Raw genomic sequence first — 17,952 nt, forward strand, 5'->3', positions numbered from 1 at the left:
TGAGCCACCAACAGACGCGACAGACCGTGAGCCACCAACAGACGCGACAGACCGTGAGCCACCAACAGACGCGACAGACCGTGAGCCACCAACAGACGCGACAGACCGTGAGCCACCAACAGGCGGGGCGGGCTGCGGGGCTTTGGCGGTTTGGGCGGCGGCAGGTGGGCGGGCTGAAGGGCGCTCCGTGTTGATCTGCCGGGGCGGGAGGGGTGGGGGCGGGATCATTTTGCGCTGGCGCGCCTGCAACTGGAAGTGGGCGTCGGCGGCCGCCACGCTGCCGAAGAGGCGTTGCAGTTTCTGCGCGTGGCGGGCCTTCAACCCCCAATAGCGGCGGGTCTCGTGATCACGGCGGAATTCCGCGCGCCCTGGAGAGTAATTCCGCGCCTTTGTCGGGTCGCGCATACCGGCCACTTCTGATCGGGTGAAGAACTGCAACTGCGCCATAAGCAATTTTCCCGCACGCTGGGTGGCTCGCGTCAGTTTTCGATCATGCCAATTTCGGCTTGTCGTCGAAGTGGGCGCGGGCCTTTATCAGACCGGCGAACATAGCTCCAGCCTTCTTAGCCATTCACAGAAAAAGCACAGTCGCGGTAGCCAATAGACCCTGGTCTGTCACGCAGTTGCCCGCAAGGTCAGCACGCCGCATGCGGAAAGTGCTGGGTAAAGGGAAGACCGGCATACCGAGCGGGCCGGGGAAGGCGGACCCTGGCACCGCAGGCCAAGCACGGCGGCCCAGGCGCGGCAGGCGGGAACCGACCGATAGATCGAAGGCCAGGCACGGCGACCCAGGCACGGCAAGCGGGAGCGGGCCAAAAGGCCGAGGGCACGGCGGGCGGGACGGAGACGGACGACCAACTATGGCGGATGGGATGGAGACGAAACATCAAACGCGGCAGGCGGGACGGAGGTGGCAGGCCGAGCCCGGCGGGCGGACGAAGAAGCAAGGCCACACACGGCAAGCGGGACGGCGGGCCCAGGCATGACTGGTCAGGCACAACCGGCTGGGACGGCGGTGGGAGCTGTTAGGGCGGGGAGCTTGAGCCGGGAAAGGTGGCGGACCCCAGGCGGTTGCCTGAGGCCCGTCGGGCGGAGCTCAGTGTTCGGGGAGGGCTGCGGTGTGGGGCCGCTGGGATTACAGGCCGGCTCGGAGTTCCTGGCGCAGCTTGGTCAGGGCCTTGGTGAGCAGGCGCGAGACGTGCATCTGGGAGATGCCGATCTGGTCGGCGATCTGCGACTGGGTCAGGTTGCCGTAGAAGCGCAGGGTGAGGATCTTCTGCTCGCGCTCGTCGAGGGTGGCCAGGGCCGGGCCCAGGGCGACGCGGGTCTCGGCGAGTTCGAACTCGGTGTCTTCGCCGCCGAGGGTGTCGCCGAGTTCGGTGGTGCCGTCGGCCGAGATCGGGGTGGACAGCGAGGTGGCGTTGTAGGCGCGGGCGCCTTCGAGGCCTTCGAGGACGTCTTCCTCGCTGACGCCCAGGTGGGCGGCGACGTCGGCGACCGTCGGGGAGCGGCCGAGGCTGTGAGTCAGGGTGCTGTTGGCCTCGGTGATGGCCAGGCGCAGTTCCTGCAGGCGGCGCGGGACGCGGACCGACCACGTACGGTCGCGGAAGTGGCGCTTGATCTCACCGATGATCGTCGGGATCGCGTAACCCGCGAAGTCGACGCCGCGCTCGGGGTCGAATTTGTCGATGGCCTTGATCAGGCCGACGTTGGCGGTCTGGACGAGGTCGTCGGTGGGCTCGCCGCGGCCGGAGTAGCGGTGGGCGAGGTGGCGGGCCAGCGGCAGCCAGGCCTCGATCGCCCGGTCGCGGGCGCGGGGCCGGGCCGGATGGTCCGGCGGTAGCGCGGACAGGGCGGCCAGCCGGTCGGCCGCGGTCTGCTGGGCAGCTGCCTGGTCGGCGTACGACAAGGTCATGGGTTTGGTCCTCCATCACAACGGGCAGAGAGCCGTGCCCGCTAGCGGCGACCGTTCAGTTACTCCACGCTAGCCGATGTGGTGAGGGTTGCCTAGCCGAACGACTGAGTGACGCTCGACAACCCCCGACCCGCGCGGCAGGTGGGTGACGCGCCGGGGATTTAATGTCGGTCCCCCGTGGTAAACAACGGGCAACACACGAAGTCTCCAGACGGGAAACAGGGATGGCCATTCTCGGCATCGACATCGGCGGCTCCGGAGTCAAGGGCGCGCCGGTCGACACCGTCAGGGGCGAGCTGCTCGCGGAGCGGTTCCGCGTGCCCACGCCGCAGCCCTCCGACGTCACCAGCGTCGTCGAGGCGGTCGCCCAGGTGGCGGCGCAGTTCGACGGGTTCGACCGGGTCGGCGTCACCTTCCCCGGCGTCGTGGTCGACGGCGTCACCCGCACGGCGGCCAACGTCGACAAGTCCTGGCTCGACGCGCCCGCCGCGCAGCTGTTCAGCGACCGGCTGGGCATGCCGGTCAGCGTGCTCAACGACGCCGACGCGGCCGGTGCGGCCGAGGTCGCCTTCGGCGCCGGCAAGGATCAGGCCGGTCTGGTCATGATGCTGACTTTCGGTACGGGTATCGGCAGCGCCCTGTTCCTCGACGGCGTCCTGATCCCCAACACCGAGTTCGGCCACCTCGAGCTCGACGGGCACGACGCCGAGAGTCGCGCGTCCGACCGGGCCCGCGAGACCGAGGACCTGAGCTGGGAAAAGTGGGCCAACCGGGTCGGCAACTACCTCCGTCACGTGGAGATGCTGCTCTCGCCCCGGCTGTTCATCATCGGCGGCGGCGTCAGCAAGAAAGCCGACCGCTTCCTGCCGCTGATCGACATCCGTACGCCGATGGTCCCGGCCACGCTGCTCAACAACGCGGGCATCATCGGCGCCGCGGTGACCGCCGAGACCGACGCCAAGGCGGCCTCCCCCGGCGGCGTGACGCCGCACGAGGCGGGCGCGCGGGTGGCCGGCTGATGGCCCGCACGATCGCCACCAACACCAAGGTGAGCCGCGAGGAGCTGCTGGAGTTCCTGCGGCCGCGCCACAAGGCCATCCTCATGACGACCCGGCGCGACGGCCGGCCCCAGGCGTCGCCGAACACGTGCGGCGTCGACGCCGAGGGCCGCATCGTCATCTCGACCTATCCGGAGCGGGCCAAGGCGTTCAACGTACGCCGTAATCCCCTGGTCTCGGTCCTGGTGGAGTCGGACGAGTTCAACGGGCCGTGGGTCCAGGTCGACGGTACGGCCGAGATCATCGACCTGCCCGAGTCGGTGGAGCCCCTGGTCGAGTACTTCCGGGTGATCTCCGGCGAGCACCCGAACTGGGACGAATACCGCCAGGCCATGCGTGACCAGGGCAAATCGCTGATCCGGATCACGATCGACCGCTGGGGCCCGATCGCCACCGGCGGCTTCCCGGCCCGCCTGGCCTGACCCGCCCAGGAGCCGCGCGGCCCGCGAAGCCACGCGGCCCGCGAAAGAACCGCGTGGCTCAGCCGCGCCAGTCGGTGAGCCGGTCGGCGGCGGTTGCGGCCAGGGAGTCGACCGAGGAACGGATCGAGCCGGCGTTCTCGTAGCCGGTGGTGTCCAGGAGCGTTACGGCGTCACCGACGCGGACGGCGACGATGTAGGTGATCTGGCGTTCGGCCTTCGGGTCGGGTTCGCCGGTGCCCAGGCGGCCGACGGCCGAGCGTTCGATCATCACGGACTCGTCGCCCAGGCCCGGTGAGCCGAGAGAACGGTATTTCGGCGGCGGCTCGCCCTCGCCCCCGGTCGGGCACTCGCGGACGGCGTCGCGGAGCTCGTCCAGGAAGTCCTCGGCGCCGTTGCCCCGGTACACCGTGACCGTGTTGTAGACGACGTCGTCGGGGACGTACTCGACGCCCAGCTCGGGGCGTTTGTAGACGACTCGCACCGATGCCCGTACGGCCGCGTCCTGCGAGCTCGGATAGCTCGCGTCGCCGCAGAGCTTCGTGGGGTCCCAGATCTCGGTGAGGCGCGCGAAGCCTCCCGTGTTGCCGTCCGCCTTGTTCAGCATGGCCCGCGCGGGGATCGATTTCGGCACGGTGGGCGGCTTGGACGTCGGGGCCGTGGTGGAAGGCGAGGTCGCGGGCGGCGTGGAAGGCGGGGCCGAGGGCGGCGTGGACACCGGCTTGGCCGGCGGGGACACCGTGACGGACGGGGACCGGGACGGCGTCACGATCGGGATCGGGGCGATCGGGGCTTGGCCGCGGTCGTCGCCGCCGAGGGCCCAGCCCGTGCCGAACGCGCCGGCGATCAGGACCGCGGCGGCGGTCACCGTGAGCACGCCGCGGCGCACGGCCCGGCGGTCGGACTGGCGGCGCACCTCGGCCGCGGGCAGCAGCCGGCCCCGGCCCGCGTCCGCGGCGAGGGCCGCGAAGGCGTTCTCCAGCTCATTCGACATCGGTGGCCTCCGGCAGGCGGGTGGAAGCGAGGATGGCGGCGAGTTCCGTCCGGCCGCGGTGCAGCCAGGACGTGACGGTGCCGACGGCGGCCCCGGTTTCGGCGGCGATCGCCGCGACGGGCAGGTCGAACAGGTAGTGCAGGGCGACCGCCTGGCGCAGGTTCGGTGCCAGGCGGCGCAGGGCGGCGGTGAGCACCACCGCGTCCTCGCCGGGCGGGGCCACCGGTTCGGGTGGGCCGGCCCGGCGGACCGCGGCCCGCCAGCCGGACAGCCGGCGCCAGCGGTCGGTGGCGAGCCGGGACACCACCAGGCGCAGCCAGCCTTCCGGCGCCGGGTGGGCGGCGACCGTACGCCAATTTCGCCAGGCCCTGGTGTACGCCTCCTGCACCACATCCTGGGCTTCGGCGAGGTCACCGGTCATCGCGTAGCCGTACCGCAGCATCCGCGCGCTTGTCTCCCGGTAGAACTCGTCGAAGCCGTCCGCGTCCCGCATCCGCGGCACCCCCGCTCCGGTCGTGAGTTATGCACCCCTAACGGCCCGTGTGGCCAGAATGCTGCAACCAAAAAAGGCCGGCACCCCGAGGAGGGGTGCCGGCCTTCGGGGTTCAGCGCGACCAGAGTCGCACTGAGCCCGTCGGTGTCGAGGGCTCCGAAAATGGCAAGGCGAAGCCGAGGGCATTTTTGGCGCCCTCGGCACCGACGGTTGGGGGCTCAGTGCCCGCCGAGCGGAGCGAGGCCAGACTGCTCAGCACTGAGCCCGTCGGTGTCGAGGGCTCCGAAAATGGCAAGGCGAAGCCGAGGACGTTTTTGGCGCCCTCGGCACCGACGGTTGGGGGCTCAGTGCCCGCCGAGCGGAGCGAGGCCAGACTGCTCAGCGTCGAGCAAGTAGAGCAAAGTGTCGCGGTGCATCTCGGCGACCGGCTCGAGCAGGTCGGGGTGGCGCAGCAGCACGGCGGCGTCGCGGTCGCGCTGGTCGGGCTCGATCAGGCGGCGGAACTCGTTCGGGGTGCCGCCGGCGCGGCGGGGGAACGGCAGCGGGCGGTCCTCGCTCAGCGGGACGGCCGCGGCGACCGCGTCGACCGCGCGGCGGGCCAGGGCCGGGTCGGCCAGCAGGCAGGCGGCCCAGCTGACCACGACCTCGTCGACCCAGGTGCGCCAGCCCTCCTCCTCGGCCTCCTCGTCCTCGGGCTCGCTGCCGACGCGCCAGTCGAGCACCGCCGAGCCGCCCGGGCCGGCGATGGCGACCAGCGCCGCGTCGACCTCGGTCGGGTAGCGCAGCCACGCCGCCACTGTCACGGCCTGCCGGGCCTGAAGCTCCGACAGGGTGTGGGCGATGGTGTCCGGGCTCCCGGCCGGGTAGGCCCGGGAGATCCAGTGGGTGCTGGCCGCGATGACGGGCGACAGCTCGACAGACGGTCCGGCCACGTGGGGTGCTCCTCCGTTAACGGCGCCGGCATCGGGGCGATGCGGCGTCACGGGGTTCTTCTCGGCGGGCGGGCGGGCCGGTTTGAGCGGGGTGACCGGAGTGGGACCGGTCGGCAACCAACGCACTCCCGATGAGACGCGTGGGAAATTTGATTTTGCCCGCCGGTAACGTCCCGATGATCAAAGTCGGTAAGCATCAGCGGGAGGGGAGCAACGCCTCGCCTGGATGAGCCCGCCGGGTTCCGCTCCGGTAGGTTGAGTCGCATCGGCACGTGACCGTTTGCGGCGCCTCCACAGCGGAGAAGTATGCCCTGACGGCGGTCTGGTTTCGCCGACCCCGCCCGCGCCCTTCTGACTACGGTGGAGATCATGACCGGTCGTTTCCCCATCGAGGACGTCACGCCCTCGGTGTCCTGTGGCCGCTACCCGGCGAAAGCGGTGGTCGGCGAGCTCGTGCCGGTCTCCGCTGTGTCCTATCGCGAAGGACACCACGCGCTCGGCGTCAACGTGGTATGGCGCGGGCCGGACGGCGAGACCGAGCCGTTCACCCGCATGCGCCCCGGCGAGCCCGGCCTCGACCAGTGGCACGCCACCATCCGCCCGGACCGGGTCGGCCGGTGGACGTTCACCGTGGAGGCGTTCGACGATCCCTACCGGACGTGGCGCGACGCCGTGGTGAAGAAGATCGGCGCCGGGCAGGGCCTGGAGGATCTGGCCAACGACCTCGCCGAGGGCGCCGAGGTGCTCGACCTGGCCGCCAAGATCGTGCCGGGGCACGACGAGGACCGGGTCCGCGAGGCCGCGGCGGCGCTGCGCGACGAGCAGCGCTCGCTGTTCGCCCGGGTCTCCCCCGCGCTCGACCTGGAAGAGCTGCTGTGGCACAACCCGGTGCGGCAGCTGGTCACGACCACCCGGTCGTACGCGATCTGGGTCGACCGCAAGCGCGCCCTCTACTCGGCCTGGTACGAGTTCTTCCCGCGCTCCGAGGGCGCCGAGATCGGCCCCGAGGCCACCCCGATCAAGCACGGCACGTTCGCCACCGCCGCCGAGCGGATCCCGGCCGTGGCCGCGCTCGGCTTCAACGTGCTCTACCTGCCGCCGATCCACCCGATCGGCAAGGTCAACCGTAAGGGCCGCAACAACACCCTGGTGGCGCGCCCCGAGGACGTCGGCTCGCCGTGGGCGATCGGTTCCGACGAGGGCGGCCACGACGCGATCCACCCGCAGCTGGGCACCCTGGAGGACTTCCGGCGCTTCATCGGTGTCGCCCGCGACCACGGCATGGAGGTCGCGATGGACCTGGCGTTGCAGGCCGCGCCCGACCACCCGTGGGTCCGTGAGCACCCGGAGTTCTTCACCACCCGCGCCGACGGCACCATCGCCTTCGCCGAGAACCCACCCAAGAAGTACCAGGACATCTACCCGCTGAACTGGGACAACGACTACAAGGGCCTGCGCGACGAGGTTTACCGCGTGGTCATGCACTGGGTGGACAACGGCGTCAAGATCTTCCGGGTCGACAACCCGCACACCAAGGCGCTCAACTTCTGGCAGTGGCTGATCGCCAAGGTCAAGGAGAACGACCCGGACGTGCTGTTCCTGGCCGAGGCCTTCACCCGGCCGGCCATGATGAACGGACTCGGCAAGATCGGCTTCACCCAGTCGTACACGTACTTCACCTGGCGCACCACGGCCTGGGAGATGCGGCAGTACATGGAGCAGCTGCTCACCACGATCGACTGGATGCGGCCGAACTTCTGGCCCAACACCCCCGACATCCTGCACGAGTCGCTGCAGCACGGCGGCCCGCCGATGTTCAAGATCCGCGCGGTGCTGGCCTCGATGCTCACCCCGTCCTGGGGCATGTACGCGGGCTTCGAGCTCTTCGAGCACGTGGCCCGGCCCGGCGCCGAGGAGTACATCGACAACGAGAAGTTCGAGCTCAAGCCGCGCGACTGGGCCGGCGCCGAGCGCTCCGGCCGCTCGCTCGCGCCGTACATCGGCCGCCTGAACCAGATCCGCGACGAGAACCCGGCCCTGCACTGGCTGCGCAACCTGCGCTTCCACGAGATCGACAACGCCAACCTGCTGTGCTTCTCCAAGCGCGATCCCGACACCGGCAATACGGTGCTGGTGGTGGTCACGTTCGACTCGTCGAACGTGCAGTGGGGCAACACCGTGCTGGACATGCCGGCCCTCGGCAAGGACTGGCACGAGCGGTTCACGGTCGTCGACCAGATCACCGGCGCGACGTACGAATGGGGCCAGCACAACGCGGTACGCATCGATCCGTACGTGGAGCCGGCGCACGTCTTCGTCGTACAACCGGCGCAGTAACAAGATTCAAGTACCTGCGGGTGGGTAGGTGGGGAACCTGATGGACCAGAAAAACGATCTCGACCTTGATCCGGCGGAGGGTCTCGATCCCACGGAAGGCAGCCACATCGAGGACGGCGTGGTCGAGCACCCGAACGCCGAGGACTTCGGTCACGCCCGGGCGCTGCCGGCCGACCGGACGTGGTTCCAGCGTGCCGTCTTCTACGAGGTCCTGGTCCGGGCGTTCTACGACTCGAGCTCGGACGGCGCCGGTGACCTGCGCGGCCTGATCGAGCGGCTCGACTATCTGCAGTGGCTGGGCGTCGACTGCCTGTGGCTGCCGCCGTTCTACCAGTCGCCGCTGCGCGACGGCGGCTACGACATCAGCGACTTCTACAAGGTGCTGCCGGAGTTCGGCACGGTCGAGGACTTCGTGGCCCTGCTCGAGGCGGCGCACAAGCGCGGCATCCGGGTCATCACCGACCTGGTCATGAACCACACGTCCGACCAGCACCCGTGGTTCCAGGAGTCGCGGCGCGACCCGGACGGGCCGTACGGCGACTTCTATGTCTGGAGCGACACCTCCGACAAGTACAAGGACGCCCGGGTCATCTTCGTCGACACCGAGGAGTCCAACTGGACCTTCGACCCGGTGCGGCGGCAGTTCTTCTGGCACCGGTTCTTCTCGCACCAGCCCGACCTCAACTACGACAACCCGGCCGTGCAGAACGCGATGCTCGACGTGCTGCGTTTCTGGCTCGACCTGGGGATCGACGGTTTCCGGCTGGACGCGGTGCCGTACCTGTTCGAGCGCGAGGGCACCAACGGCGAGAACCTGCCCGAGACGCACGCGTTCCTCAAGCACTGCCGCAAGGTGATCGACGACGAGTTCCCGGGCCGGGTGCTGCTGGCCGAGGCGAACCAGTGGCCGGCCGACGTGGTCGAGTACTTCGGCGATCCGAAGACCGGCGGCGACGAGTGCCACATGGCCTTCCACTTCCCGCTGATGCCGCGGATCTTCATGGCCGTACGGCGGGAGTCGCGGTTCCCGATCTCGGAGATCCTGGCCCAGACGCCGGCCATCCCGGACAACTGCCAGTGGGGCATCTTCCTGCGTAACCACGACGAGCTCACGCTCGAGATGGTCACCGACGAAGAGCGCGACTACATGTACGGCGAGTACGCCAAGGACCCGCGGATGAAGGCCAACGTCGGCATCCGGCGGCGGCTGGCGCCCCTGCTGGAGAACGACCGCAACCAGATGGAGCTGTTCACCGCGCTGCTGCTGTCGCTTCCCGGCTCGCCGGTCCTGTACTACGGCGACGAGATCGGCATGGGTGACAACATCTGGCTGGGCGACCGCGACGGCGTCCGTACGCCGATGCAGTGGACTCCCGACCGCAACGCCGGCTTCTCCACCGCCAACCCCGGACGGCTGTATCTGCCGGCCAACCAGGACCCGGTGTACGGGTACCAGGCGGTGAACGTGGAGGCGCAGCGCGACAGTTCCACGTCGTTGCTGAACTGGACGCGTACGATGCTGGCGGTGCGACGCCGCCACGAAGCGTTCGCCGTCGGCACGTTCCGCGAGTTGGGCGGATCGAACCCGTCGGTGCTGGCGTACCTGCGCGAGGACGGCGACGACGTCGTCCTGTGCGTGAACAACCTGTCGCGCTTCCCGCAACCGATCGAGCTGAACCTGCAGCACTGGAACGGGTACACCCCCGTGGAACTGACCGGGCACGTGAACTTCCCGCGCATCGGCCAGCTGCCGTACCTGCTGACGCTCCCCGGGCACGGCTTCTACTGGTTCCAGCTGTGCGGGTCCGAGGAGAAGCAATGACGCTGCCTTTCGCCGAGTGGCTGCCGCAGCAGAGGTGGTACGCCGGTAAAGCCCGCACCCTGTCATCCGTCAAACAGGCGTCGTCGACGGCGCTCGACGACAACCTCGACCTGGTGCTGATCGACGTCGAGTACACCGACGGCAGCTCCGAGCGGTACCAGGTGCTGGTGGCCTGGGACTCCGGGCCGATCGTCGAGTACAGCGAGGTCGCCACGATCGGCACGGCCGGCGACCGTACGGGCTATGACGCCCTGTACGACCCGGCCATGGCCCGCAAGCTGCTGGCGCTGATCGCGGCCGGCGGCACCAGGGGCGACGTGATCTTCCAGCCCGAGCCGGGGGCCGACTTCCCGGTCGAGTCGTGGCCGCGGGTCTTCGACGCCGAGCAGAGCAACACCAGTGTCATCTTCGAGCAGGACGCCATCCTCAAGGTGTTCCGCCGGGTCTCGGCCGGGATCAACCCCGACATCGAGCTGAACCGGGTGCTCGGGCGGGTCGGCAACGTCCACGTGGCCAAGCTGCTCGGCTCGTTCGAGACCACCGAGAGCGGCGAGGCCAGCCCGCTGGGCATGGTCACGCAGTACGCGGCGAACTCGGCCGAGGGCTGGGCGATGGCGACCGCGTCGGCGCGTGACCTGTTCGCCGACTCCGAGTACGGCGCCGACGAGGTGGGCGGCGACTTCCAGGGCGAGTCGTACCGGCTCGGCGAGGCCGTCGCCTCCGTCCACGCCGACCTGGCCCGCGAGCTCGGGTCCGGGCCGTCCCCGTTCCCGGTCGACGCCATGCTGGCCCGGCTGCGCACGGCGGCCAACTCGGTCTCCGAGATCCAGCAGTACGTGCCGGCCATCGAGGACGGGTTCCGCGGGCTCACCGGCCAGCAGGTCGAGGTGCAGCGCGTGCACGGCGACCTGCACCTGGGCCAGGTGCTGCGGGTGCCCGAGGGCTGGCTGCTCATCGACTTCGAGGGCGAGCCCGGGCAGCCGCTCGACGAGCGCCGGCTGCCCGACTCGCCGCTGCGCGACGTGGCCGGGGTGCTGCGCTCGTACGAGTACGCGGCCTACCAGCTGCTGGTCGACCAGGACGACGACGAGCCGCTGGCCGCCCGCGCCCGCGAGTGGATCGACCGCAACCGGGCCGCGTTCTGCGACGGATACGCGAACGCCTCCGGCGTCGACCCGCGTTCGCACGGGTCGCTGCTGGCGGCGTACGAGCTGGACAAGGCGGTCTACGAGGCCGCGTACGAGGCCCGGCACCGGCCCGGATGGCTGCGGATCCCCCTGCGGTCCATCGCCCGGCTCGTCGGCTGACATTTCTACTAAGGAGCTTTTTGTGACCGGCCAGACCGTCTCGACGCTCGCCGCGGACCAGCGCGCCCTGAACAGCGTGGTGGCCGGCGACACCCATGACCCGCACGCGACGCTCGGCGCCCACCCCGGCGGCGGCAACACCGTCATCCGTACCCTGCGCAAGGGCGCCAAGGCGGTCGCCGTGGTCGTCGACGGCGAGCGCACCGAGATGACCAAAGTGCACCCGGACGGCGTCTTCGCCGCCGAACTGCCCGGCACGGTGCTCGACTACCGGCTGGACGTGGACGGCGAGACGGTCGACGACCCGTACCGTCACCTGCCGACCCTGGGCGAACTCGACCTGCACCTGATCGGTGAGGGCCGGCACGAGAAGCTGTGGAAGGTCCTCGGCGCGCAGCCCAAGGGCACCGGCGTCGGCTTCGCGGTGTGGGCGCCGTCGGCGCGCGGCGTGCAGCTGATCGGCGACTGCGTCGGCTGGGGGCCGTACGACGGCTGGCCGATGCGCTCGCTGGGCAGCAGCGGCGTCTGGGAGGTCTACGTCCCGGACGTGGCCGTGGGCAGCAAGTACAAGTTCCGCATCCTCGGCCGGGACGGGGTGTGGCGCGAGCACGCCGACCCCCTGGCCCAGCACACCGAGGTCCCGCCGGCGACCGCCTCCGTCGTCTACGCGTCGTCCTACGAGTGGGCCGACGGCGAGTGGATGACCGCGCGGGCCTCGAAGACGTGGCATCAGGAACCGGCCAGCGTGTACGAGGTGCACCTGGGCTCGTGGCGGCCGGGGCTCTCGTACACCGAGCTCGCCTCCGAACTCGTGGACTACGTCGTCGACATGGGCTTCACGCACGTCGAGCTCATGCCGGTCATGGAACACCCGTTCGGCGGTTCGTGGGGTTACCAGGTCACCGGGTACTTCGCCCCGACGTCGCGTTTCGGAAATCCCGACGAGTTCCGTTACCTGGTCGACAAGCTGCACCAGGCCGGCGTCGGCGTCATCCTCGACTGGGTTCCGGCGCACTTCCCGAAGGACGAGTGGGCCCTCGCCCGTTTCGACGGCACCCCGCTCTACGAGCACGGCGACTGGCGTCGCGGCGAACACCCCGACTGGGGTACGTACGTGTTCGACTTCGGGCGCAAGGAGGTCCGCAACTTCCTGGTCGCCAACGCGCTCTACTGGTGCGAGGAGTTCCACGCCGACGGCCTGCGGGTCGACGCGGTCGCCTCGATGCTGTACCTCGACTACTCGCGCAAGGACGGCGAGTGGACCCCGAACCAGTACGGCGGCCGGGAGAACCTGGACGCGATCAGCTTCCTGCAGGAGATGAACGCGACCGTCTACAAGAACAACCCGGGCGTGATCACGGTCGCCGAGGAGTCGACGGCCTGGCCCGGCGTCACCCGCCCGACCCACCTGGGCGGCCTCGGCTTCGGCTTCAAGTGGAACATGGGCTGGATGAACGACACCTTGTCCTACATGGAGAAGGAGCCGGTCTACCGGCAGTGGCACCACCACCAGATGACCTTCGCGACGGTCTACGCGTGGAGCGAGAACTACATTCTGCCGATCAGCCACGACGAGGTCGTGCACGGCAAGGGCTCGCTGACCGGCAAGATGCCGGGCGACCTGTGGCAGAAACTGGCGAACACGCGGGCCCTGCTCGGCTTCATGTGGGCCTTCACCGGCAAGCAGCTGCTGTTCATGGGCGGCGAGATGGGTGACCTGCGCGAGTGGAGCGAGGAGCGCGGCCTCCACTGGGACCTCCTCGAAGACCCGCAGTTCGGCGGGATCAAGTCGCTGGTCAAGGACCTCAACCACGTCTACCGGGACACGCCGGCGATCTGGTCGCAGGACACCGAGCCCAGCGGCTTCCGCTGGATCACCAGCGAGGACTCGCAGCACAACACGTTCTCGTTCGTCCGGTTCGCGCCCAACGGCGACGCGCTGGCCTGCGTGGTCAACTTCGCGGCGGTGCCGCAGGAGGGTTACCGGATCGGCCTGCCGCGCCCGGGCCGCTGGGCCGAAGTGATCAACACCGACAGCGAGCTGTACGGCGGGTCGGGTGTGGGCAACCTCGGCGAGGTCCACACCGACGAGCTCCCGTGGCACGGCTTCGACCACTCGGTGTCGCTGCGCGTGCCGCCGCTGGGCGCGGTCTGGCTGCGGCACGAGGCCTAATCGTTCGCGACCTCCAGCCGGGGGGCGCCGTTCACGCAGCTCAGCTCGACCTCCAACCGGTCGCGGCCGTTGCGGAACTCGCCCTCCCGCTGGTCCTGGTCGTGCACGGCCCAGCCCTGCGCGGGCGCCATGGAGATGATGCGATCGCAGGCGGCGACGACCGTACCACCCATGGTGGTGAAGGTCTGGCCTTTCGCCGCGCTCGCTCCCGCGCTCGCCGCCCCCGACGCCACCGCCGACTTCGGATTTGCCGGATCCGTCGCCGGAGCCGCGCCGAGCGCCCGGTCGACCTCGTCCTCGCTGAGCACCGTCGCGGCGCGCTCCGAGGTGAGGCCCGAGCCGACGAGGCCGATGCCGACCACGCCCACCAGCACGGCCAGGATCGCGGCGGCGGTCCAGCCGGCGACGATCACCGGGGTCCGGTCGAGAAAGCGCATGAGGGAACTATGCCCGCCGCCCGGCTAAGCCTGACGCCGGGCAACGCTAAGGGACGGTTAAGAGACTCAGTTCTTGTCGGACCCGGCGGATAGCGTTCACCCGTGGCGAGACTCCTGCTGATCGAGGACGAACCGGCGATCCGGTCCAACCTGCTGCGCGCCCTGCGCGAGCGCGGGCACGCGGTGGCGGCCTCGGCCACCGCGATGGAGGGCCTGCAGGCCGCCCTGGCCGACCGCCCCGACCTGATCGTGCTCGACCTGGGCCTGCCCGACCTCGACGGCCGTGAACTGCTGCGCATGCTGCGGGCCATCAGCCAGGTCCCGGTGATCGTGGCCACCGCCCGCGACGAGGAACGCGAGATGGTCCGGCTGCTCGACGCCGGCGCCGACGACTACGTGGTCAAGCCGTTCACCGCGGCCCAGCTCGACGCCCGCGTACGGGCGGTGCTGCGCCGCCTCTCCCCCGGCGAGACCCCGTCCGTGCTGGCCGTGGGCGGCCTGCGGATCGACCCGGCCGCCCGCGTGGTCACCCTCGACGGGGCGGCGGTCGAGCTCACCCCCCGCGAGTTCGAGCTGCTGCATCATCTGGCCCAGCGCGCCGGTCAGGTCGTCACCAAGCGCGAACTGCTCACCGAGGTGTGGCAGGTGCCCTACGGCGGCGCCGACAAGACGGTCGACGTCCACCTGTCGTGGCTGCGCCGCAAGCTGGGCGAGACGGCGCAGGAGCCGCGCTACCTGCACACGGTCCGCGGCGTGGGCGTCAAGCTGAGCGGGCCGGCATGAGAGCGCGCCTGACCCTGCTGGTGGGCGCCACCACCGTTCTGGTGCTGCTGGCTTTCCTGGTCCCGCTCGCGCTGCTGGTGCGCCAGGTGGCGGAGGACAGGGCGATGAGCCGGGCCGACGACGTGCTGCGCACGGTGGTGCCGCTGGCCGGCTCCGGCGACCGCGACGCGATTCGCCTGGCGGTCACGGCCCAGTCCGTTCCGGTGTCGGTCTTCCTCCCCGACGGCACTGTCCTGGGCCAGGAGACGGACCGCAGTCCGGCCGTACGGCTGGCCGCCGCGCGCGGCGAAGCCCTGACCGTGGCCGTGGACGACGACCGCGAGATCGTGGTCCCGGTGGTCGGCGCCTCCGGCACCACGGTCGTCAGCACGGTGGTGGCCGACGACGACCTGCGCCACGGCGTCGGCCGGGCCTGGCTCACCCTGACCGGCCTCGGCTTCGTCCTGGTCCTGCTGAGCCTGCTGGTGGCCGACCGCCTGGCCCGCGCCATCACGGCTCCGATCACCGAGCTGTCGGCCGTCTCCCACCGCCTGGCCCGGGCCGAGCTGACCGTACGGGCGAACCCCTCCGGCCCCGCCGAACTGCGCGAGGTGGCCGGCGCCCTCAACCACCTGGCCGACCGCATCCAGGTCCTGCTGAAAACCGAACGCGAACGGATCGCCGACCTGTCCCACCGCGTCCGTACCCCGCTGACCGCCCTGCGCCTGGAAACCGAGTCGCTGCGCGACCCCGGCGAGGCGGCCCGCGTCTCCGCCGCCGCCGACGAGGTCGCCCGAGCGGTGACAGCCCTGATTGAGCAGGCCCGCCGCCGAGACGAGCCCCCCACTCCGGCCCACAGCGACGCGGCGGCCGTGGTCCGCGACCGGGTGGCGTTCTGGGCGGTCCTGGCCGAGGACACCGGCCGCGCCCTGACTCAGGAGATCCCCTCCGGCCCCGTCCCGGTCGCCGTGGCCGCCGACGAACTGGGAGCGGCCCTGGACGCCCTGCTCGGCAACGTCTTCGCCCACACACCGGACGGCACAGCCTTCGGCGTACGCCTGACCGCGGCCCCCCACGGCGCCCTGCTCACGGTGACCGACGAGGGCCCCGGCTTCACCCCCGAGGCCGCCGGGCGAGGCGTCTCGGCCGCCGGTTCCACCGGCCTGGGCCTGGACATAGCCCGCCAGGTAGCCGCCAGTTTCACCATCGAGGCCGCTCCGCGCGGCGGCACCGAGGTACGCCTGCGGCTGCCCGCCCCACCCGGGTAGCGACTTCCGTCAGTCGTCGTCGCTGTCGTCGGTCTCGTGCTGAACGATCTTGCCGTTGGCCGGATCGATCTCGATCTCGTGCTCCACGTCGCCGACGTGCACGTCGACGTCCCAGACCTGGCGGTCGTTGTCGTCGTCGTCCAGCTCCACCTCGTGAACCTGACCGCCCGGCACCGCACCCAACGCGATCTCCCGCGCACCGTTGGCGTCGACGGTCGCTCCAGCCGGCGCGGCGGGATCGGCAGTCGCCCCACCACTCGAGGTCGCCCCGCCGCTCGGCGCGGGGCTGGCGGTGTCGCTCGGCGTGGCCGACGGCGTCTCGGCGAGGGCCACGGCGGCGGCCCGGGCCGGGCTGCTCTCGCCGCCGGTGGCGGCCAGCGCGGTCCCGGCGATGCCCAGGGCCGCCAGTACGCCCACGCCGGCCACCACGACGGTACGAGTGCTCTTCATCAGTTGACCTCCCAGTCGTTTCGGACGCTCCTACGATCGCGGGAGATCACCTATGGGCACGCTGTGCCACCGTTAAAGCAGTCCTAAGGCTGCCTCCCCGCCGGCATCCGGGTCGGATGCGGGGGTGACCGGTGGGGACCAGCCGGGGCGGGGGATCAGGCAGAACGGGTGGCCGGCGGGGTCGGCGAAGACGTAGTCGCCGTCGAGCCGGCGGGCGCCCAGGGAAAGGACGGCCTCGGCCGCGGCCGGCTGGTCGTCGACCATGACGTCCAGGTGCATCTGCTGCGGGACGGCCGGGTCGGGCCACGTCGGGGCGGGCCGGCCGGCGGAGCGCTGGAAGGCGAGGCCGGAAGTGGTGGTGTCGGCCGAGACCACGGCGAAGTCGCCGTCGTCGTAGGTGACGGGCCGGCCCAGCACGGCGCTCCAGAAGCGGGCCGAGGCGGTGGGGTCGGGGCAGTCGGCGATCAGGTGGTGGAGGCGTCCGATCGGCACGGAGCTCACCTCGTTCGGGTCAGCGCAGGCGCGAACCCGCGGTGGGTGACAGGCGCAGATGATGCTCCGAGTCTGTCAGGCGGGGGAAGCGATCCAGATGCTCGGCCAGCGCGGGCTCGTCGGGGAAACGGGCGAACCAGGCGACGACGTGCTCGCCGGTGCGCACCGGGAGGGCCGGGAAGGTGTTCTCGGCGTACTCGGTGGTCAGTACGGCCAGCGGGGTCACCCCGAACTCGGCGGCTCGCTCGGCGACCAGTGCGGCGAAGTCGGCGCCGAACGGCCGGTCGCCGAAGTGCAGCGTGCCCAGAAAGAGGGCGTCGAGGGAGCGGCGGGCGGCGGTATCGAAGGGCCTGGGGAAGGGCTCGGCGGGGCGCAGCAGGAGGACGTCGTCGCTGTCGATCATCGTGGCGTTGGCGGCGGCGCTGTGGGCGCGCCAGGTGGGGCCGGTGTAGAAGGCGGTCAGGGCGGCGGCGCGGGACGGCATGTCGGGGAAGGCGCGCAGCCAGACGAAACGGTCGGGGGCGTCGAGGTCGCGGAACTGGCCGATGATCCGCATGCCGGTGGCTTCCTGGGTGGTGACGAACTCGCGGTCGAAGAGGGTGATCAGGTCGTCGCGGCGGCCGGGGTGCAGGGTGTACTGGCGAAGTTCGACGATCATCAGGCCTCCAGGGAGCGGTGCAGGACGTCGGCGATGGAGGTCCGGGCCAGTTCGCGGCGCAGCGCCTGGTGGACGCCGGTGTAGACGCCGCTGAGGGCGGGGCGGATGCCGCGGCCGACGGGGCACTCGAGGTTGGGCTCGGTGTGGTGCAGGGCGAAGACCGGCGGGCCCTCGACGGCGTCGTAGACGTCGCTGAGCGGGATCTCGCCGGGCGGGCGGGCCAGCAGCCAGCCGGCGCCGGTTCCGTGCCGTACGGACACCAGGGCGGCCCGGCGAAGGTCGCCGAGACTGCGGCGGACGATCACCGGGTTGACGTTGACGCTGGCGGCGACCTCGTCGGAGGTGAGCACGTCGCGGCCCCGCCGGTGGGCCAGCGCCAGCCAGGTCAGCGCGTGCACGGCGACGGTCAAGCGGCTGTTCGCGGCCATCGATGCC

17 protein-coding genes are annotated in these 17,952 nt (G+C 70.7%); 8 read left to right on the forward strand and 9 right to left on the reverse strand.

The annotated features are described in order from the left end of the window. Window positions 1–1,135: 1,135 nt before the first annotated feature. Window positions 1,136–1,915, reverse strand: coding sequence for an RNA polymerase sigma factor SigF (locus ACGFJ7_RS35995; RefSeq protein WP_392646405.1), 780 nt, complete (start codon window positions 1,913–1,915; stop codon window positions 1,136–1,138). Between the two features lie 224 nt (window positions 1,916–2,139). Between ACGFJ7_RS35995 and ppgK the strand changes: the two genes are divergently transcribed. Continuing rightward, window positions 2,140–2,934: a polyphosphate--glucose phosphotransferase gene (ppgK, locus tag ACGFJ7_RS36000; protein ID WP_360253776.1), complete on the forward strand. Its 795-nt coding sequence runs from the start codon at window positions 2,140–2,142 to the stop codon at window positions 2,932–2,934. Beyond that, window positions 2,934–3,395, forward strand: coding sequence for a PPOX class F420-dependent oxidoreductase (locus ACGFJ7_RS36005; protein WP_360253778.1), 462 nt, complete (start codon window positions 2,934–2,936; stop codon window positions 3,393–3,395). The genes ppgK and ACGFJ7_RS36005 overlap by 1 nt, the downstream gene beginning before the upstream one ends. Window positions 3,396–3,453: 58 nt before the next feature. Here ACGFJ7_RS36005 and ACGFJ7_RS36010 read toward each other — a convergent pair whose 3' ends face one another. From ACGFJ7_RS36010 to ACGFJ7_RS36020, 3 genes are all read right to left on the reverse strand, one after another. Then, on the reverse strand, window positions 3,454–4,386 hold the full coding sequence (locus ACGFJ7_RS36010; protein WP_392646407.1) for a hypothetical protein: 933 nt from the start codon (window positions 4,384–4,386) through the stop codon (window positions 3,454–3,456). Continuing rightward, entirely contained in the window at window positions 4,376–4,879 is a 504-nt protein-coding gene (locus ACGFJ7_RS36015) for a sigma-70 family RNA polymerase sigma factor (protein WP_360253782.1), read from the reverse strand. The genes ACGFJ7_RS36010 and ACGFJ7_RS36015 overlap by 11 nt, the downstream gene beginning before the upstream one ends. 344 nt (window positions 4,880–5,223) lie before the next feature. Further along, the gene (locus tag ACGFJ7_RS36020) at window positions 5,224–5,811 is read right to left on the reverse strand and encodes a hypothetical protein (protein WP_360253784.1); all 588 of its coding nucleotides are present in this window, start codon (window positions 5,809–5,811) and stop codon (window positions 5,224–5,226) included. Between the two features lie 369 nt (window positions 5,812–6,180). Here ACGFJ7_RS36020 and ACGFJ7_RS36025 point away from each other — a divergent pair, with 369 nt between their 5' ends. Genes ACGFJ7_RS36025 through glgB form a run of 4 tightly spaced genes read left to right on the forward strand, consistent with a single transcriptional unit; the run spans window position 6,181 to window position 13,450 of the window. Further along, window positions 6,181–8,148: an alpha-1,4-glucan--maltose-1-phosphate maltosyltransferase gene (locus ACGFJ7_RS36025; RefSeq protein WP_360253786.1), complete on the forward strand. Its 1,968-nt coding sequence runs from the start codon at window positions 6,181–6,183 to the stop codon at window positions 8,146–8,148. A gap of 40 nt (window positions 8,149–8,188) precedes the next feature. Continuing rightward, window positions 8,189–9,970: a maltose alpha-D-glucosyltransferase gene (gene treS, locus ACGFJ7_RS36030; protein WP_360253788.1), complete on the forward strand. Its 1,782-nt coding sequence runs from the start codon at window positions 8,189–8,191 to the stop codon at window positions 9,968–9,970. Continuing rightward, the gene (locus ACGFJ7_RS36035) at window positions 9,967–11,277 is read left to right on the forward strand and encodes a maltokinase (protein WP_360253790.1); all 1,311 of its coding nucleotides are present in this window, start codon (window positions 9,967–9,969) and stop codon (window positions 11,275–11,277) included. The genes treS and ACGFJ7_RS36035 overlap by 4 nt, the downstream gene beginning before the upstream one ends. A 22-nt stretch (window positions 11,278–11,299) precedes the next feature. Then, window positions 11,300–13,450 carry a 1,4-alpha-glucan branching protein GlgB gene (gene glgB / locus ACGFJ7_RS36040; RefSeq protein WP_392646410.1) on the forward strand — a complete coding sequence of 717 codons (2,151 nt, stop codon included), beginning with the start codon at window positions 11,300–11,302 and terminating at the stop codon, window positions 13,448–13,450. Here glgB and ACGFJ7_RS36045 read toward each other — a convergent pair. Next, a complete protein-coding gene (locus tag ACGFJ7_RS36045) occupies window positions 13,447–13,887 on the reverse strand; it encodes a hypothetical protein (RefSeq protein ID WP_360253792.1) in 441 nt (146 codons plus the stop codon). The two genes, glgB and ACGFJ7_RS36045, sit on opposite strands and share 4 nt — an antisense overlap. Before the next feature lie 102 nt (window positions 13,888–13,989). On the opposite strand from ACGFJ7_RS36045, the gene ACGFJ7_RS36050 reads away from it, so the two are divergent. Together ACGFJ7_RS36050 and ACGFJ7_RS36055 are read left to right on the forward strand one after the other, a co-directional pair. After that, complete coding sequence (locus ACGFJ7_RS36050; RefSeq protein WP_360253794.1) at window positions 13,990–14,670, forward strand: response regulator transcription factor; 681 nt, start codon at window positions 13,990–13,992, stop codon at window positions 14,668–14,670. Beyond that, window positions 14,667–15,917, forward strand: coding sequence for an ATP-binding protein (locus tag ACGFJ7_RS36055; RefSeq protein ID WP_392646412.1), 1,251 nt, complete (start codon window positions 14,667–14,669; stop codon window positions 15,915–15,917). Before ACGFJ7_RS36050 ends, ACGFJ7_RS36055 begins: the two co-directional genes overlap by 4 nt. Before the next feature lie 9 nt (window positions 15,918–15,926). Here the strand turns inward: ACGFJ7_RS36055 and ACGFJ7_RS36060 are convergent, their stop codons facing one another. The 4 genes from ACGFJ7_RS36060 to ACGFJ7_RS36075 all read right to left on the reverse strand — a co-directional run bounded on the left by ACGFJ7_RS36060 (window position 15,927) and on the right by ACGFJ7_RS36075 (window position 17,945). Further along, on the reverse strand, window positions 15,927–16,367 hold the full coding sequence (locus ACGFJ7_RS36060; RefSeq protein WP_392646414.1) for a PepSY domain-containing protein: 441 nt from the start codon (window positions 16,365–16,367) through the stop codon (window positions 15,927–15,929). 72 nt (window positions 16,368–16,439) lie between these two features. Continuing rightward, window positions 16,440–16,859: a VOC family protein gene (locus tag ACGFJ7_RS36065; RefSeq protein ID WP_392646416.1), complete on the reverse strand. Its 420-nt coding sequence runs from the start codon at window positions 16,857–16,859 to the stop codon at window positions 16,440–16,442. A 19-nt stretch (window positions 16,860–16,878) separates the two neighbouring features. Further along, a complete protein-coding gene (locus ACGFJ7_RS36070) occupies window positions 16,879–17,517 on the reverse strand; it encodes an NIPSNAP family protein (RefSeq protein ID WP_360253802.1) in 639 nt (212 codons plus the stop codon). Beyond that, window positions 17,517–17,945 carry an Rrf2 family transcriptional regulator gene (locus ACGFJ7_RS36075; RefSeq protein WP_360253804.1) on the reverse strand — a complete coding sequence of 143 codons (429 nt, stop codon included), beginning with the start codon at window positions 17,943–17,945 and terminating at the stop codon, window positions 17,517–17,519. Before ACGFJ7_RS36075 ends, ACGFJ7_RS36070 begins: the two co-directional genes overlap by 1 nt. Between the last annotated feature and the right edge of the window lie 7 nt (window positions 17,946–17,952).

The organism is Actinoplanes sp. NPDC048988 (assembly GCF_043197815.1).
In the GTDB taxonomy this organism is placed as follows: domain Bacteria; phylum Actinomycetota; class Actinomycetes; order Mycobacteriales; family Micromonosporaceae; genus Actinoplanes.

Bases quoted from the DNA above. Each gene is read 5' to 3' on its own strand.
- ACGFJ7_RS36035 (WP_360253790.1), top strand. From the start codon at position 9,967: ATGACGCTGCCTTTCGCCGAGTGGCTGCCGCAGCAGAGGTGGTACGCC.
- ACGFJ7_RS36005 (WP_360253778.1), top strand. From the start codon at position 2,934: ATGGCCCGCACGATCGCCACCAACACCAAGGTGAGCCGCGAGGAGCTG.
- ACGFJ7_RS36045 (WP_360253792.1), bottom strand. From the start codon at position 13,887: ATGCGCTTTCTCGACCGGACCCCGGTGATCGTCGCCGGCTGGACCGCC.
- ppgK (WP_360253776.1), top strand. From the start codon at position 2,140: ATGGCCATTCTCGGCATCGACATCGGCGGCTCCGGAGTCAAGGGCGCG.
- ACGFJ7_RS36010 (WP_392646407.1), bottom strand. From the start codon at position 4,386: ATGTCGAATGAGCTGGAGAACGCCTTCGCGGCCCTCGCCGCGGACGCG.
- ACGFJ7_RS36070 (WP_360253802.1), bottom strand. From the start codon at position 17,517: ATGATCGTCGAACTTCGCCAGTACACCCTGCACCCCGGCCGCCGCGAC.
- ACGFJ7_RS36055 (WP_392646412.1), top strand. From the start codon at position 14,667: ATGAGAGCGCGCCTGACCCTGCTGGTGGGCGCCACCACCGTTCTGGTG.
- ACGFJ7_RS36075 (WP_360253804.1), bottom strand. From the start codon at position 17,945: ATGGCCGCGAACAGCCGCTTGACCGTCGCCGTGCACGCGCTGACCTGG.
- ACGFJ7_RS36025 (WP_360253786.1), top strand. From the start codon at position 6,181: ATGACCGGTCGTTTCCCCATCGAGGACGTCACGCCCTCGGTGTCCTGT.
- ACGFJ7_RS36015 (WP_360253782.1), bottom strand. From the start codon at position 4,879: ATGCGGGACGCGGACGGCTTCGACGAGTTCTACCGGGAGACAAGCGCG.
- treS (WP_360253788.1), top strand. From the start codon at position 8,189: ATGGACCAGAAAAACGATCTCGACCTTGATCCGGCGGAGGGTCTCGAT.
- ACGFJ7_RS36060 (WP_392646414.1), bottom strand. From the start codon at position 16,367: ATGAAGAGCACTCGTACCGTCGTGGTGGCCGGCGTGGGCGTACTGGCG.
- ACGFJ7_RS35995 (WP_392646405.1), bottom strand. From the start codon at position 1,915: ATGACCTTGTCGTACGCCGACCAGGCAGCTGCCCAGCAGACCGCGGCC.